The sequence below is a fragment of the Paramagnetospirillum caucaseum genome (genome assembly GCF_000342045.1).
In the GTDB taxonomy this organism is placed as follows: Bacteria; Pseudomonadota; Alphaproteobacteria; order Rhodospirillales; family Magnetospirillaceae; genus Phaeospirillum; species Phaeospirillum caucaseum.
On sequence record NZ_AONQ01000010.1, the window covers coordinates 1 to 15,043 of the forward strand.

The 15,043-nt window shown below is 67.2% G+C and carries 17 protein-coding genes; 12 read left to right on the top strand and 5 right to left on the bottom strand.

The features are described from left to right. Both H261_RS23775 and H261_RS05150 read left to right on the top strand, forming a co-directional pair. Positions 1-133, top strand: a 133-nt coding sequence (locus tag H261_RS23775) for a 2-oxo acid dehydrogenase subunit E2 (protein ID WP_008615113.1), incomplete at its 5' end; no start/stop codon positions are given. An 11-nt stretch (positions 134-144) separates the two neighbouring features. Further along, positions 145-699 (top strand): nitroreductase family protein, encoded by a 555-nt coding sequence (locus H261_RS05150; RefSeq protein ID WP_008615121.1) that lies wholly within the window; start codon positions 145-147, stop codon positions 697-699. Here H261_RS05150 and H261_RS05155 read toward each other — a convergent pair. Together H261_RS05155 and H261_RS25730 are read right to left on the bottom strand one after the other, a co-directional pair. Beyond that, positions 696-1,109: an acyl-CoA thioesterase gene (locus H261_RS05155; RefSeq protein ID WP_008615123.1), complete on the bottom strand. Its 414-nt coding sequence runs from the start codon at positions 1,107-1,109 to the stop codon at positions 696-698. The two genes, H261_RS05150 and H261_RS05155, sit on opposite strands and share 4 nt — an antisense overlap. A gap of 24 nt (positions 1,110-1,133) precedes the next feature. Beyond that, positions 1,134-1,307, bottom strand: a complete 174-nt coding sequence (locus H261_RS25730; protein WP_008615125.1) for a hypothetical protein — start codon at positions 1,305-1,307, stop codon at positions 1,134-1,136. 425 nt (positions 1,308-1,732) lie between these two features. Between H261_RS25730 and H261_RS05160 the strand changes: the two genes are divergently transcribed. From H261_RS05160 to arsA, 8 genes are all read left to right on the top strand, one after another. Beyond that, complete coding sequence (locus tag H261_RS05160) at positions 1,733-3,874, top strand: molybdopterin-containing oxidoreductase family protein (RefSeq protein WP_008615128.1); 2,142 nt, start codon at positions 1,733-1,735, stop codon at positions 3,872-3,874. Positions 3,875-3,897: 23 nt separating this feature from the next. Further along, positions 3,898-5,100: an ABC transporter substrate-binding protein gene (locus tag H261_RS05165; RefSeq protein WP_081608858.1), complete on the top strand. Its 1,203-nt coding sequence runs from the start codon at positions 3,898-3,900 to the stop codon at positions 5,098-5,100. A gap of 77 nt (positions 5,101-5,177) precedes the next feature. After that, positions 5,178-6,407: an MFS transporter gene (locus H261_RS05170; protein ID WP_161625005.1), complete on the top strand. Its 1,230-nt coding sequence runs from the start codon at positions 5,178-5,180 to the stop codon at positions 6,405-6,407. An 81-nt stretch (positions 6,408-6,488) separates the two neighbouring features. Further along, a complete protein-coding gene (locus H261_RS05175) occupies positions 6,489-6,905 on the top strand; it encodes an ArsR/SmtB family transcription factor (RefSeq protein ID WP_008615131.1) in 417 nt (138 codons plus the stop codon). Continuing rightward, positions 6,902-7,348, top strand: a complete 447-nt coding sequence (locus H261_RS05180) for an arsenate reductase ArsC (protein WP_008615132.1) — start codon at positions 6,902-6,904, stop codon at positions 7,346-7,348. The genes H261_RS05175 and H261_RS05180 overlap by 4 nt, the downstream gene beginning before the upstream one ends. Position 7,349: 1 nt before the next feature. Beyond that, the gene (gene arsB, locus H261_RS05185) at positions 7,350-8,369 is read left to right on the top strand and encodes an ACR3 family arsenite efflux transporter (protein WP_008615134.1); all 1,020 of its coding nucleotides are present in this window, start codon (positions 7,350-7,352) and stop codon (positions 8,367-8,369) included. Next, positions 8,366-8,740 (top strand): arsenite efflux transporter metallochaperone ArsD, encoded by a 375-nt coding sequence (arsD, locus tag H261_RS05190; protein ID WP_008615136.1) that lies wholly within the window; start codon positions 8,366-8,368, stop codon positions 8,738-8,740. The genes arsB and arsD overlap by 4 nt, the downstream gene beginning before the upstream one ends. A gap of 1 nt (position 8,741) precedes the next feature. After that, positions 8,742-10,481, top strand: a complete 1,740-nt coding sequence (gene arsA / locus H261_RS05195; protein ID WP_008615138.1) for an arsenical pump-driving ATPase — start codon at positions 8,742-8,744, stop codon at positions 10,479-10,481. Positions 10,482-10,509: 28 nt separating this feature from the next. Here arsA and H261_RS05200 read toward each other — a convergent pair whose 3' ends face one another. Next, entirely contained in the window at positions 10,510-12,720 is a 2,211-nt protein-coding gene (locus tag H261_RS05200; RefSeq protein ID WP_152426716.1) for a methyl-accepting chemotaxis protein, read from the bottom strand. A gap of 225 nt (positions 12,721-12,945) precedes the next feature. Here H261_RS05200 and H261_RS05205 point away from each other — a divergent pair, with 225 nt between their 5' ends. Together H261_RS05205 and H261_RS05210 are read left to right on the top strand one after the other, a co-directional pair. Further along, a complete protein-coding gene (locus H261_RS05205; RefSeq protein WP_008615140.1) occupies positions 12,946-14,112 on the top strand; it encodes an MFS transporter in 1,167 nt (388 codons plus the stop codon). Positions 14,113-14,183: 71 nt separating this feature from the next. Beyond that, a complete protein-coding gene (locus H261_RS05210) occupies positions 14,184-14,534 on the top strand; it encodes a zinc ribbon domain-containing protein YjdM (protein WP_008615141.1) in 351 nt (116 codons plus the stop codon). Positions 14,535-14,574: 40 nt separating this feature from the next. Here H261_RS05210 and H261_RS25960 read toward each other — a convergent pair whose 3' ends face one another. Both H261_RS25960 and H261_RS05220 read right to left on the bottom strand, forming a co-directional pair. Continuing rightward, positions 14,575-14,736 carry a type II toxin-antitoxin system PemK/MazF family toxin gene (locus tag H261_RS25960; RefSeq protein ID WP_235062872.1) on the bottom strand — a complete coding sequence of 54 codons (162 nt, stop codon included), beginning with the start codon at positions 14,734-14,736 and terminating at the stop codon, positions 14,575-14,577. Beyond that, positions 14,733-14,939, bottom strand: coding sequence for an antitoxin MazE family protein (locus tag H261_RS05220; RefSeq protein ID WP_008615143.1), 207 nt, complete (start codon positions 14,937-14,939; stop codon positions 14,733-14,735). The genes H261_RS25960 and H261_RS05220 overlap by 4 nt, the downstream gene beginning before the upstream one ends. Positions 14,940-15,043: the final 104 nt, after the last annotated feature.

Below are 15,043 nucleotides of genomic sequence, written 5' to 3' on the forward strand. Positions count from 1 at the left end.
CGCCTTAGGCATCGCCACGGTGATGACCTGCACCCTGTCGGTGGATCACCGGGTGGTCGACGGCGCGGTGGGGGCCGAGTTCCTGGCCGCCTTCAAGACGCTGATCGAAGACCCGCTGTCCATGTTGCTGTAGAAAGAGGTGTCATGATGCCCAACCTCGATCGCCTTTTTAGCCAGCGGCGCAGCCTGCGGTCGTTCAGCGAGCGGCCCATCGAACGCCCGGCGCTGCACGGGATGTTCGAGGCGGCGCGCTGGGCCGCCTCGGCCTTCAACGAGCAGCCGTGGAGCTATGTGGTGCTGGATGATCCGGCGTCCGACGTCCGGGCTCGCGTGCTGGACAGCATGGAGCCGCACAACCGGGCTTGGGCGGAAAAGGCCCCGGTGATCCTGGCCTCGGTGGCGCAGCTGGGATTTCGTGGCCGCGACGGCGCCAACCGCCATGCCTATCACGATGTCGGCCAGGCCAACGCCCATCTGGCGCTTCGGGCCGCCGAACTGGGGCTGACCGTGCACATGATCGGCGGCTTCAAGTATCAGGCGGCCGGCGAGGCCCTGGGCCTTGCCGCCGGCTTCGAGGTGGTGGCGCTGATGGCCGTCGCCTATCCCGGCCCCGCCGAGGCGCTGCCCGAGCCCTTGCGCCTCAGGGAGACGGCGCCGCGCGTCCGCCGCGAGGTCGGCGAGTTCGTCCGTTTCGGCTAGACGGAGAAGGCGGCGATGACCGGGGGCGGCAGCGGCGCCGCCTTGATCCGCCCCTTCTCGGCGTCGAACACGGTCCACACCCGGGTTTCCGAGCACTCGACCGCCACCACGTCGCCGTTGCGGACGATGTGCTGGATCTCGAAGGCGCTGCGGTGGAGCGCCACGATCCGGCTCTCGATGATCAGGTCGTCGCCCCAGCGGCACGGCGCCTTGAACTGCGCCTTGTTGTCGACCAGCGGGATGCCGTCGATGCCGAATTCCGCGATCAGGGATTTCAGGGACAATCCCGCCCGGCCCAGCAGGGCGTGCACCGAGAAATCGAACCAGACGAAGTAATTGGGGTTGAAGACGATGCCGGACGGATCGCAATGGCCGAATTCGACATGGACGGAGCGGGAGTTGGACAGCATCGGACGTCTTTCGCCGGCAAGGGGTTATCGGGTTTGAAATCGTGAAAGGATCAGGCCCAGGCTGCAAGCGATCTCTGGGCAGCTCTCCATCAGCCGGCCGGCCAGTTCGCAGGCCTTGCCGGTGTTGACCGAATCCCCCGCCGCTTCCGCTTCCAGGATCTCGGTCAGCTGGTCGATCTCGTCCCAACTATGGTCCATGGTGATCTCCGGGGAAGGGATTCGGGGAAAAAGGGGCCGGACGAATGAACGTCCGGCCAAGAGAGGGTATAGCGGCTCGGCATCCCGGTCACGAGTGGGGAGACAATATCCAGGCCTGCCGGCATGGTTCAGAGGAACCGTAACCATGATAACGGCCAGTGACGAGGGGAATGGTTGCCAATTAATATTTTAGCGTTTTGATTTTCAGAACGCCCGGCATGGTGTTCTGAAATTATTCCATCGCAGATGGTGATCACGCTGTCGCCGCGTCATGGGGCGGTATCGTTCGATTTCTGCGAACGCTCTCCGACGATATTAAATCAAGGACCGAAACATCCCCGGCATACAGTGATGTGACCATCGCTGTCGTGCCGTATGGCCACGGCGCGTTGCCTTTGCGGTTGTTGATTCGAGGAGGAAGCGTGATGACGTCAGCCGAAGTATCCGTTGAAGCGACCGATGGCGAGACGACCATCCTGAAGAGCGTCTGCCGGTCCTGTCACGGCGGCTGCGGCACGCTGCTCCATGTGCGCGGCGGAGAGCTGATCAAGGTGGAGGGCGACCCGGACTCTCCCCTGAACCGGGGCCGCCTGTGCCCCATCGGCACCGTCACCCGCGACCTGGTCTACCATCCCGACCGGCTGAAATACCCCATGCGCCGGGTGGGCAAGCGCGGCTCGGGCCAGTGGGACCGCATCACCTGGGACGAGGCGCTGGACGAGATCGCCACCCGGCTGGGCAGGATCAAGGAAGAATACGGGCCGGAGTCCATCGCGCTCGGCACCGGCACCGGCCGGCACCACATCCGCTGGGTGTCGCGCTTCGGCCATGCGCTGGGCACCCCCAACTGGGCCGAGCCGGGCTTCGCCCAGTGCTTCCACCCGCGGGTCAACACCTGCATCCTGACCATGGGCGAGTATCCGGTCTGCGACTTCACCGGCGACGTCCCGGCCGAAACCATCATGTACTGGGGCCACAACCCGGTGAATTCCGGGCCGGACGGCGAGACCCGCTTCAACGCGCGCGATTCGCTGGCTCAGGCCAAGAACATCATCGTGGTCGACCCGCGCGAGACCGAGCTGGCCAAGCGGGCCGACATCTGGCTGCAGGTGCGGCCCGGCGCCGACGACGCGCTGGGTCTGGCCATGCTCAACGTCATCATCGGCGAGAAGCTCTACGACGAGGATTTCGTCAGCCGCTGGACCCACGGCTTCGACGCCCTGGCGGCGCATGTGGGGCAGTATTCGCCGGAATGGGCCGAACCCATCACCTGGGTCGCGGCCGGCAAGATCCGGGCGGCGGCCCGGTTGTTCGCCAAGACCAAGCCGGCCCTGCTGGAATGGGGCTGCGCCATCGAGCATACGCCCAAATGCATCCAGACCATCCGCGCCCTGTCGATGCTTCCGGTGCTGACCGGCAATATCGAGATTCCCGGCGGCTGGGTGTTCGGCATGAAGGGCATCGGCCGCTTTCCCAGCCTGATCGAGCTGCTGAGCCCGGAAGCCAACGCCAAGCGCCTGGGTGGCCAGCAGTTCAAGCTGCTGGGCGGCGAGGGGGCCGATCTGCCGGCCGCCCACATCCCGACCCTGCTGCAGGCCATGCGGGAAGGCAAACCCTATCCGGTCAAGGCGTTCCTGGTGTTCGGCAACAACACGCTCACCACCTACGCCAATTCGTCGCTGGTCTACGAATCTCTGATGAAGCTGGACTTCATGGTCAATGCCGACCTGTTCATGACGCCGACCGCCGAGCTGGCCGACATCGTCCTGCCCGCCGCGTCGTGGCCGGAACTGGACCAGATCGCCGGCCTGCCGACCATCGCCGCCAACGTGGTGTTGGGCCAGCAGAAATCGGTGCGGGTGCACGAGTGCAAGGCCGACGAGGAGATCTTCACCGAACTGGCGCGGCGCATGAACTTGCCCGGCTGCACCGAACCGGTGCGCGACGTGCTGGACTCCCAGTTGAAGGGCCTGGGGATCACCTTCGAGGAACTGACCAAAAAGGGCTTCGTCAAGGTGCCGTTCAAGTACGGCAAGCACGAGGAGAAGGGCTTCAAGACGCCGACCGGCAAGATCGAGCTGTATTCCACCCGGCTGGAGCAGATGGGCTACGCCCCGCTGCCCTATTACGAGGAACCGCCGGAAAGCCCGATCTCCGCTCCTGAAACCGCCAAGGACTTCCCCCTGGTCCTGACCACCGGCGGGCGCATTCCTTTCTACTTCAACTCGGAACACCGCCAGCTGCCCAAGCTGCGCAAGGCGCGGCGCGACCCGCAGGCCGAGATCCATCCCGACACCGCCGCCCGCTTCGGCATCGAAAGCGGCGACTGGATGTGGATCGAGACCAAGCGCGGCCGCATGAAGCAGAAGGCCAAGCTCACCACCGGCATCGACGCCCGCGTGATCAACGCCGAGCACGCCTGGTGGTTCCCCGACGAGGAGGGGCCTGAGTACGGAGTCTGGAAGTCCAACGTCAACCTGCTGACCAACAGCGAGCCGCCTTACGACCCGGCAATGGGGACCTATCAGCTCCGTGCATTGCTGTGCCGGATCGGCAAGGCGGAATAATCACCAAGAGGGAGGTTTGAGGCATGTCTGAACTATTCTGGAAGACTGCACGGGCTGCGGTCATCGGCGGTGTGGGGCTGGCGGCCATGGCGGCGTTTCCCGCCGGAGCCGAAACCGTCAAGGTCGGAGTGATCCTGACCTATTCGGGGCGCGATGCCGCCCTGGGCGAACAGATCGACCGGGCCATCAATCTCTACGTCAAGACCCACAGCGCCAGCCTGCCGGCGGGGGTCAACGTCGAACTGGTGCGGCGCGACGATACCGGCCCCAATCCCGACGTGGCCAAGCGTCTGGCCCAGGAACTGATCCTGCGCGAGAAGGTCCAGATGCTGACCGGCGGCCAGTGGACGCCCAACGCCACGGCGGTGGCGGCGCTCTCCAAGGAAGCCAAGATCCCCTTCGTGGTGATGACCGCCGGCGGCTCGGCGGTGACCGAACAGTCGCCCTACGTCATCCGTACCGGCTGGACTCTGTGGCAGACCAGCTATCCGCTCGGCCAGTGGGCGGCCAAGCAGGGCATGAAGAAGGCCTATACCGTGGTCAGCGACTTTGCCCCCGGCCATGACGGCGAGACCGCCTTCATCAAGGGCTTCTCCGAGAATGGCGGCGAGGTAGTGGGCTCGGTCCGCATCCCGCTGAAGACCAGCGATTACCTGCCCTACCTGCAGAAGGTCAAGGAGGCCAATCCCGAGACCGTCTACGTCTTCAATCCCGGCGGTCCCCAGGCCACCGCCTTCATGAAGGCCTTCGACGATATCGGGCTGACCCGCTCCAAGGTGAAGATCATCGGGCCGGGCGACATCACCAGCGACGACGAGCTTCCCAACATGGGCAAGGCGGCGCTGGGCGTCACCACCCTGCTGCAGTATTCCCCGTCGGGCGACCGGCCGGAGAACAAGGAGTTCGTGGCGGCCTGGAAGAAGGAATACGGCGAGGCCTCGGTTCCCACCTTTTTTGCCGTGGCCGGCTGGGACGGTATGAAGGCGGTGTTCGACGCCATCATCTCCCAGAAGGGCAAGATGGACGCCGACAAGACCATCGCCTTCCTGTCCAACTGGTCCAATCCCAAGAGCCCGCGCGGCCCGATCAAGATCGATCCGGCCACCCGCGACATCGTCCAGAACCAGTATATCCGCCGGGTCGAGGACGTGGGCGGCAAGCTGGTCAACATCGAGATCGAGACCATTCCCCAGGTCTCCGATCCCTGGAAGGCCATGAAGAAGTAGTCGCTGTTCCGGCGGGGCCGGGTTTCCGGCCCCGTCACAGCATGTTCACGCACAGGGCCGGCCGGAGAGCGTCGATCATGGGGATACAAGGCACGACGCGGTGGTCGGTGGTCGGCGTCTCGATCCTGGCCGGCGTGGTGGCCGCCGCCCATATCGGCAAGGCGCCCCCGGTCATTCCCGTCCTGCGCCACGATCTCGGCCTCGGCCTGATTGCCGCCGGCTGGGTGGTTTCCATGTTCAACGCCCTGGGTTCGGTCTGCGGCATCGTCCAGGGCAGCATCGGCGATGCTCTCGGCCATCGCCGCTCGGCGCTGCTCGGCCTGGTGATGCTGGCGGCGGGCGGCGGATTGGGGGCGGTGGCCTCGGACCAGACGCTGCTGCTGGTCGGGCGCTGCCTCGAGGGCGTCGGCTTCATCTCCGTGGTGGTGTCCTGCCCCGGCCTGATCCTGGCGGCGACGGCCCCCCGCGACCTGCGGCTGACCTTCGGGCTCCTGGGGGTCTACATGCCCACCGGCGTGGCCCTGGCCCTGGCCGCCGCGCCGTTCGCCGAGGCGGCGGTGGGCTGGCGCGGGCTGTGGCTGCTGCTGGCGCTGGTTTGTCTCGGCATGATGGTCCTGTTGGGCTGGATCACCCGCCACCTGCCCCGCAACGAGGCCGCCCACGGCCCCCTCAACCTGCGGGATATCGCCGGCGACCTGATGGCGACGCTGCGGCGGCCTGGCCTGTGGTGGCTGGCCATCGCCTTCGCCGCCTATACCGCGCAATGGTCGTCCCTGCTGGTGTGGCTGCCCAGCTTCCTCATGGAGACGCGGCAGACCGACGCGGTCAGCGCCGCCGCCGTCACCGCGCTGATCGCCGCCGCCAATGCGCCCGGTGGCGTGATGGGGGCCTGGCTGCTGCACCGCCGCGTGCCGCGCGGCGCCCTGGTGGTCGGCGCCAATCTGGCCATGGGGCTGTGCTCCATCGGCATCTTCTCCCCCGAACTTTCCGATGCGACGCGCTTCGTCCTGTGCCTGCTGTTCTCGGGGCTGGGCGGCATCCTGCCGTCGGCGGTGCTGGGCGGTACCGCCGTGCACGCCTCGGCGCCGCGCCAGATCGGCGCGGCCAACGGCATGGTGATCCAGGGCTCCAATCTCGGCCAGCTGGTCGGCCCCCTGACGGCGGCGGCCCTGGTCAGCCTGACCGGTGGCTGGGACCGCGTCCTGTGGTTCCTGCTGGCGGCGGCGCTGCTGGGGGCGGCCGGCGGGCTGTTCGTCGAGCGGTTCGAACGCCGCCTGTCCCTGTCCATTCCCCGGCGTTCCCCGTAGAAGATCCGGCAATCGGCTTGAATCGGCGCTGTCACAGGACTATCATTTTCGTAGATATCGAAATGATGGCAGTATACGCCCATGATCGAAACCTTCGAAACCGTGGCCAAGGCCGTCGCCGATCCCAGCCGGGTGCGCATCCTCAAGCTGCTGGAGGGCGGTGAGCTGTGCGTCTGCCAGATCACCACGATTCTCGGCCTGGCGACCGCCACCATCTCCAAGCATCTGGCGGCCCTGAAGGTCGCCGGGCTGCTGCAACAGCGCCGCGACGGCAAGTGGGTCCATTACCGGCTGGCCCAGCGCGGGCTCAATCCCTACGCGCCGCAATTCCTGGCCATGGTGGCGGCCTCGCTGGCCGATGACCCCACCATCGCCGAGGACCGCCGGCTGCTGGCCATGGTCAATCAGGTTCCGGTCCAGGTGCTGTGCGATCAGGGCCGCGCCGCCCTGCCCGGCGGCGCGGTCACCAACTCTTCCTGCTGCGAGGCTTCTCCATGATCAACGTCCTGGTTCTCTGCACCGGCAATTCCGCCCGTTCCGTCCTGGGCGAAGCCCTGATCAACCATCTGGGCGGCGGCAAGTGGCGGGCGTTCAGCGCCGGCAGCAATCCCACCGGCAAGGTCAATCCCCTGTCGCTGGAGGTGCTGGCCGAGAAGGGCCTGCCGGCCGGGGGCTACCGCTCCAAGTCGTGGGACGAATTCGCCCTGCCCGATGCGCCGAAAATGGATCTGGTCATCACCGTCTGCGACAACGCCGCCGGCGAAATCTGTCCCGTCTGGCCGGGCCATCCCGCCAAGGTGCACATGGGCTTTCCCGATCCGGCGGCGGCCGAGGGCAGCCACGAGGAGCGTCTGGCCGAATTCCGCAAGGTCTATGCCATGATCGAGGCCAAGGTGAAGCGCCTCATCGAACTCGGCCCGGAGCGGGCCGGGGAGGTCTAGCATGAACCTGTTCGAACGCTATCTGACCCTCTGGGTGGCCTTGTGCATCGTGGCCGGCGTGGCGCTCGGCCACTGGCTGCCGGGGCCGTTCCAGGCCATCGGGCGCATGGAACTGGCCCAGGTCAACCTGCCGGTGGCGGTGCTGGTCTGGCTGATGATCATCCCCATGCTGCTGAAGATCGATTTCGGGGCGCTGCATCAGGTCAGGGAGCACTGGAAGGGTATCGGCGTCACCCTGTTCATCAACTGGGCGGTCAAGCCGTTCTCCATGGCGCTGCTGGGCTGGATCTTCGTCAGCCATCTGTTCCGGCCCTATCTGCCGCCCGGGCAGATCGAGTCCTACATCGCCGGGCTGATCCTGCTGGCCGCCGCGCCGTGCACCGCCATGGTCTTCGTGTGGTCCAACCTGACCAACGGCGAACCCCATTTCACCCTGTCCCAGGTGGCGGTCAACGATCTGATCATGGTGGTGGCCTTCGCCCCCATCGTCGGGCTGCTGCTGGGCCTGTCGGCCATCACCGTGCCGTGGGACACCCTGTTCCTGTCGGTGGTGCTCTACATCGTGGTGCCGGTGATCATCGCTCAAGCCTGGCGCAAGGCGCTGCTGAAGAGCGGCGCCCTGGCTGCCACGTTGACCCGGCTGGGGCCGTTGTCGCTGGTGGCGCTGCTCACCACCCTGGTGCTGCTGTTCGGCTTCCAGGGCGAGCAGATCATCAATCAGCCGCTGGTCATCCTCATGCTGGCGGTGCCCATCACCATCCAGGTCTATTTCAATTCCGGGTTGGCCTACCTGCTGAACAAGAAGCTGGGGGTGGCCCATTGCGTCGCCGGACCCTCGGCCCTGATCGGCGCCTCCAATTTCTTCGAACTGGCGGTGGCCGCCGCCATCTCCCTGTTCGGCTTCCAGTCGGGTGCCGCCCTGGCCACCGTGGTCGGGGTGCTGATCGAGGTGCCGGTGATGCTGTCCGTCGTCAAGATCGTCAATTCCAGCAAGGGCTGGTACGAGAGGAGGACATCATGAAGAAGCTCGAAGTCTACGATCCCGCCATGTGCTGCTCCACCGGCGTGTGCGGGCCCGAGGTCGATCCCATGCTGGTCACCTTCGCCGCCGATCTGGCCTGGGCGGCCGAACAGGGCGTCGAGGTGCGGCGCTACAATCTGGGCTCCGAGCCCCAGGCCTTCGCCGCCAATCCGGCCGTGATCAAGGAGATGGAGGCGGGCATGGATCGCCTGCCGATCATCGCCGTGGACGGCCATATCGTCTCCACCGGCGTGCATCTGTCGCGCGACCAGCTGGCGGCCAAGCTCGGCCTTGGCCAGCCCAAGCCCCGCATCACCGTCAAGGCCGACGGCTCTTCGTCCTGCTGCCCGCCCAAACCGGGCTGCTGCTGACATGGACCACACCCGCACCCTGTTCTTCACCGGCAAGGGCGGCGTGGGCAAGACCTCGCTGTCCTGCGCCACCGGGCTGGCCCTGGCCGAGGCGGGCAGGCGGGTGCTGATCGTCAGTACCGACCCGGCCTCCAACCTGGACGAGGTGCTGGGCACCGAACTGGGCCAGAGCCCCACCCCCGTGGCCGGAGCGCCCGGCCTGTTCGCGCTCAACATCGACCCGGAGGCGGCGGCCCATGACTATCGGGAACGCATGGTCGGCCCCTATCGCGGCATCCTGCCCGCCGCCGCCATCGCCAGCATGGAGGAGCAGTTCTCCGGCGCCTGCACCGTGGAGATCGCCGCCTTCGACGAATTCGCCAAGCTGCTGGGCGACCCGGCGGCGACAGCGGATTTCGACCACGTCATCTTCGATACCGCACCCACCGGCCATACGTTGCGGCTGCTGACCCTGCCCTCGGCCTGGACCGATTTCATCGCGTCCGCCACCGGCGGCGCCTCCTGCCTGGGGCCGCTGGCCGGCCTCGAGACGCAGAAGGCGCTGTACGCCGCCACCGTGGCGCAGTTGGCCGACCCCGCCACCACCACCGTGGTGCTGGTGGCGCGGCCCGAAACCGCCGCCCTGCGCGAGGCCGAGCGCACAAGGCGCGAGCTGGCCGAACTGGGGGTCGGCAATCTCCGCCTCGCCCTCAACGGCGTGTTCACGGCCGGGGACAGTGACGATTCCGTGGCAAAGGCCATGGAGTGGCGTGGGACGGAGGCGCTGGCCGCCATGCCGGGCGGTCTGGCCTCCCTGCCGCGCCAGCAGATTGCCTTCCTGCCGCGCGGTACGGTCGGCCTGGAGGCGCTGCGGTTGATGTTCGGCGCGCCGGAGGAAACGGTGGAGGCGGTTTCCCTCCCCGTGGGGACGCTGCCCCCCGGTCTGGCGCCGCTGATCGACGGGCTGGAGGCCATGGGGCACGGCGTGGTGATGACCATGGGCAAGGGCGGGGTCGGCAAGACCACCCTGGCCGCCGCCATCGCCGTGGCGCTGGCGGCGCGCGGCCACGCGGTGACGCTGTCCACCACCGATCCCGCCGCCCATGTGGTCTCGACGCTGGAAGGGCGCATCGCCGGCCTCGACGTGGCCCGAATCGACCCCGAGGCCGAGGTGGAGGCTTATCGCGGCGAGGTCCTGGCCAAGGCGGGCGCCGGTCTGGATGCCGCCGGCCACGCCATGCTGGAAGAGGATCTGCGTTCGCCCTGCACCGAGGAGATCGCGGTGTTCCGCGCCTTCGCCCGCACGGTGGAGGAGGGGCGCGACCGCTTCGTCATCCTCGACACCGCGCCCACCGGCCACACCATCCTGCTGCTGGACGCCGCCGAGGCCTATCACCGCGAGGTGATGCGCACCCAGGCCGACATGCCGGAATCGGTGCGGCAATTGCTGCCCCGGCTGCGCGATCCCGCCTTCACCCGCATCGTCATCGTCACCCTGGCCGAGGCCACCCCGGTGCACGAGGCCGAGCGGCTGGGCAGCGATCTGGCCCGCGCCGGCATCGCGCCCCATGCCTGGGTGATCAACCAGAGCCTGCTGGCCAGCGGCACCACCCATCCCGTCCTGGCCCGGCGCGGCCGCTACGAACTGCCGTTCATCCGCAGGGTGGCCGACAGTCTGGCGCCGCGTGTCGCCCTGGTGCCCTGGCAGGCGGAGGCGCCGGTGGGACGGCGGGGATTGCTGTCGCTTCTCGGCGGCGGGTAATCCCCCCCGTCATCCCGACGCCCCATGGCTACACGGCGTAGCCCATGCGCAAGGCGCCCCAATGGCGGCCGCGGATCACGATGGGCGACGACACGTCGATCATCAGCACGCTCTTGTCGCCGGTCTGGCGGCGGTAGGTCTGCACCAGCGACGGCTTGGCGGTGTTGCGGGCGGCGGCCAGACCGGTGGGATCGGTGAACATCCGGCGGTTGCGGCAATTGGCGTCGTTCCACACCGGGTCGCTGCCCTGAGGCTTGGAGAACTTGGCGTTGTGGGTGGGCAGGTAGCCGTTGCGGTCCACGGCGGCGCAGAACACCGCCTTGGGGAACTGGCCCAGGGCCTTTTCCTGGATTTCGGGGAACAACCGGTCGGTGAGTTCGGTGAAGCGGGTCGAAACCTGCTGCGGCGTGGTGCCGGGGATGGGCTGGTACGATTCGTCGAACAGCTGGTCGAAGGCGATGTCGCCGCGCTCCACCGCCTCTTCCAGCCGGCGGCCGAGGTCGGCGGCGCCGCTTCGGACGAATTCGGCGAAGGCCAGATCCTCTGAATGGCTGAACTTCTCCTCGTCCTTGATGGCGGCCAGGAAGGAATCGACCTCGTGATGCAGCAGGTCGGCCTTGGTCGCCAACTGGCGGGCGGATTGCAGCACGTCGGTGGCGATCTGGCCGCTGGACGAGGTGGCGGCGCTCACCGACTGGATGCTGTCGGTCACCGTCAGGGCGCCCATGGCCGCCTGCTGGACGTTGCGGGCGATCTCCTGGGTGGCGGCGTCCTGCTGGTCCACCGCCTGGGCGATCTCGGCGGCGACGGTGTCGATCTCGGTGATGGTGCCGCTGATATGGGCGATGGCCTCCACCGCCGCGTTGGTGCGTTGCTGCACCACGCCGATCTGTCCGGCGATCTCCTCGGTGGCCCGGGCGGTCTGGGTGGCCAGGGTCTTGACCTCGCCGGCCACCACGGCGAAGCCCTTGCCCGCTTCGCCGGCCCGCGCCGCCTCGATGGTGGCGTTCAAGGCCAGCAGGTTGGTCTGGGCGGCGATGGAGTTGATCAGGTCCACCACTTCACCGATGCGATGGGTGGCCTCGGCCAGGCCGCGCACGATGTCGTTGGCCTCCTCGGACTCGCGCGCCGCGGTGCGCGCCATGGTGCTGGAATGGCTGACCCGGCGGCCGATCTCCTTGATGGAGGCGGAAAGCTCCTCGGCGCCCGCCGCCACCGAATTGACGTTGTCCGAGGCCTGGGCGGCGGCGTCGGACACCGCCTGGGACTGCAGCTTGACCGTCTCGGAGGTCGAGGCCATGTCGCCGGCCGTCCTCTGCATCTGGCCGCTGGCGGTGACCACCGCCTCCAGGGTGTCGGTGACGCTGGCCTCGAAGCGGGCGGCCTGCTGCTCCAGGGCGATGCGCCGCTGTTCCTTGGCCTCCTGGTCGGCCCGCTGGGCCTGTTCCAGTTCCACGGCGCGGCGCTTGTTGGCCTTGAACACCTCGACGGCGGCGGCCATCTCGGCGATCTCGTCGCCACGGTCGAGGAACGGCACCTCGACATCGAGGTCGTCGCCGGCCAGCTTGCCCATCACCCGGGTGATCTCGGCCACCGGCTGCGCGATCATGCGGCCCATGGCGAAGGTGACCAGCGCTCCGATCAGCAGGAAGATGGCCAGGACCAGGGCGTATTCCACCTCGGTGGAGGCGGCCAGCGCCGCCGTATCGCGATAGTCGGCGGCGGCGCGCGAGGCGGCCTTGGTGGTCAGTCCCTGCAGGTCGGCGCGCAGGCCGTCATATTCCAACTCGGTGGCGCCCATCATGGACAGGGCGGTGATGTGGTCGCTCTCGTACATGCCGAGCACGTCGCCGACCGCCAGGACGTAGTCCTTGACGTGCTTGGCCACCGCCGGGTCCGCCGCCATGGCCTTGAGCAGTTCGTTGGCCTTATCGCCGAACACCTTGACGTCGGCACGCAGTTCCTTGTCCAGAAGGGTGATCTTGTCCTTGTCCTCCTTGGCCGCCTTCCAGCCCAGGATGCGGTAGAGGTTGGATTCGATGGTGGCCGCCATGCCGTCCAGCTCGGCGGCGGCGCGGCTGTTGGCGAAGGAGGTGTTGACCATGCTGTCCATGGCCGCGTTCTGCCGCGCCATGGCGAAGTGGAACACCACGCCCAGGACCAGCATGGAGATGATCAGGATGATGGGGGCAACGAATACCTTGATGAGAATCCGGGTGTTGGCGATCATCGCAAGCATTCATTTCCCTCCCTGTTCATCGGCGATCCATGGTGCCCCCTTCTCTTCGGGGAAGGCCGCATGCGGGCAACCAGGATGATCCACGGCGAGGGTACATCTTTCACCAGGGCATCGCCATAGCGGCAAATGCCGATTCGGACGTAGCCAAGCCGGACGCGTTGCCTCACCATCGGCCGGCATCATCCATTGATCGGGCCGATAAGCGTGACTGCGACGAAACACCCGGTGAGGAACGTCATCCTCCTGAGCGGCTGTCAGGCCTTGTCCATGAGCGGCTCGGTGATGGTGTTCGCGGTCGTCGCCCTGGCGGGGGCCATGCTGGCCCCGTCGCCGGAACTGGCCACCCTTCCCCTGGGCATCCACTTCGTCTCCATGATGGCGGCGACCATCCCGGCCTCCCTGCTGATGGGCCGGCTGGGGCGGCGCATCGGTTTCTCGGTGGGGCAGGCCATCGGCCTGTGCGGGGCGGTGCTGTCGGTGTGGGCCCTGCTGACCGGGTCGTTCTGGGGCTTCGTCGCCGCGGCGGCCCCCATCGGCGTTCACAACGGCTTCTTCCAGTATCTGCGCTTCGCCGCCGCCGACGTGGCCAGCCCGGCCTTCCGGCCCAAGGCGATCTCCTGGGTCATGGCGGGGGGCATCGTCGCCGGCTTCCTGGGACCGGAACTGGCCAAGCGCACCGCCGATCTTTTCGCTCCGGTGCTGTTCGCCGGCCCCTATGCCGTGCTGGCCGGGCTGTGCCTGCTCAACATCATCACCTTGCAGGCGGTGCGGATTCCCCGGCCGCCGCAACTGGCCCGGCACGAAACCGGCCGCCGGCTCGGGGAGATCGGCATCCAGCCGACCTTCGTGGTCGCCGCCCTGTCGGCCATGATCGGCTATGGCGTTATGAATCTGGTGATGGTGGCGACGCCGCTGGCCATGGTCGGATGCGGCTTCGCCTTCTCGGATTCCACCGAGATCATCCGCTGGCATGTGCTGGGCATGTTCGTGCCGAGCTTTTTCACCGGCGGATTGATCCGCCGTTACGGCGTGCTGCGGATCATCGCCACCGGCGCGGTGCTGCTGGCGGTCAGTCTGGCCTGCAACCTGGCGGGAACGGCCTTCGTCAATTTCTGGGTCGGGCTGGTCCTGCTGGGCATCGGCTGGAACTTCATGTTCATCGGCGGCACCACCCTGCTGTCCGAGGCCCATGCCTCCGAGGAACGTGCCAAGGCCCAGGCCCTCAACGACTTCCTGGTGTTCAGCACCACGGCGGTCACCAGCTTCGCCTCGGGCGCGGTGCAAAGCGCCCTGGGGTGGCAGGCGGTCAACGCCCTGTCGCTGGTTCCGGTCGTCCTGGCGTTCGGCGCGGTGCTGTGGCTGGCCCGCCGCCGCCGGCCGGCCGCGGCCTGAGCCCCGGAAACGCCCCCTGGCGCATGGATGGGCTGGTGCATTAGGATCGCGCACCAGCAACGAGGTAGACAATGACCAGCGGAATGACGTGCCCCAAGTGCAACTCTGAAAACGTTTATCATGACGGCAGCCTGTGGGTTTGCCCCGACTGCGCCCATGAATGGAACCCGGATACCGAGTCCGGCGATGCCGGCGGGGACGGTTCCGAGGTCCGGGACGCCAACGGAAACGTGCTCGCCGACGGCGACAGCGTGACGGTGATCAAGGACCTGAAGGTCAAGGGATCGTCCCTGGTGGTCAAGGGCGGGACCAAGGTCAAGGGCATCCGTCTGGTGGATGCGAGCGATGGACACAACATCTCCTGCAAGATCGACGGCATCGGGGCCATGAACCTGAAGTCGGAGTTCGTCAAGAAGGCCTAGGAACAGGCTTCGGATCCGCCGGCCCGCTCCCTGGCTTGCTTCAGGAAGGGTCGGCGCCCGTGCCAAGAACCGCGCAGGGATTTAGCGGTAAGACGGTCATGGTGGGGTGAGCGTCGAACTGATCCGACTGGATGACCAGGGTGGGGTGGGGCTTGCCGAAATCGCCCTGCAGGACGATGGTGACGAGGTCGCCGCGCCTCACGCCGTCCACCCGTCCGTGTCGGCCAGGGCGTCATCCAGGAGGGTCCGCAACTCGGTGTCGGCGGCCTCGGCCTCGGCGGCCAGCAATGACTGCCGGTGACAGTCCTCGGCAAAGCCGGGGCGTCTTGTGTCCGGAACCCAGATTTGCAGGGGGCGCAGTCCCACCGCCCGGAGATTGCTCCGCTTTGCGGTGCTCGATGCCATGACGGAATCTCCAAGATCGTTACATGTAACATAGCCCCTTGGGCCCGGCTTAACAAGGGAGGGGGGATATGGTGTAGCGCTATTGTCCCACGGAAAAATGGGAG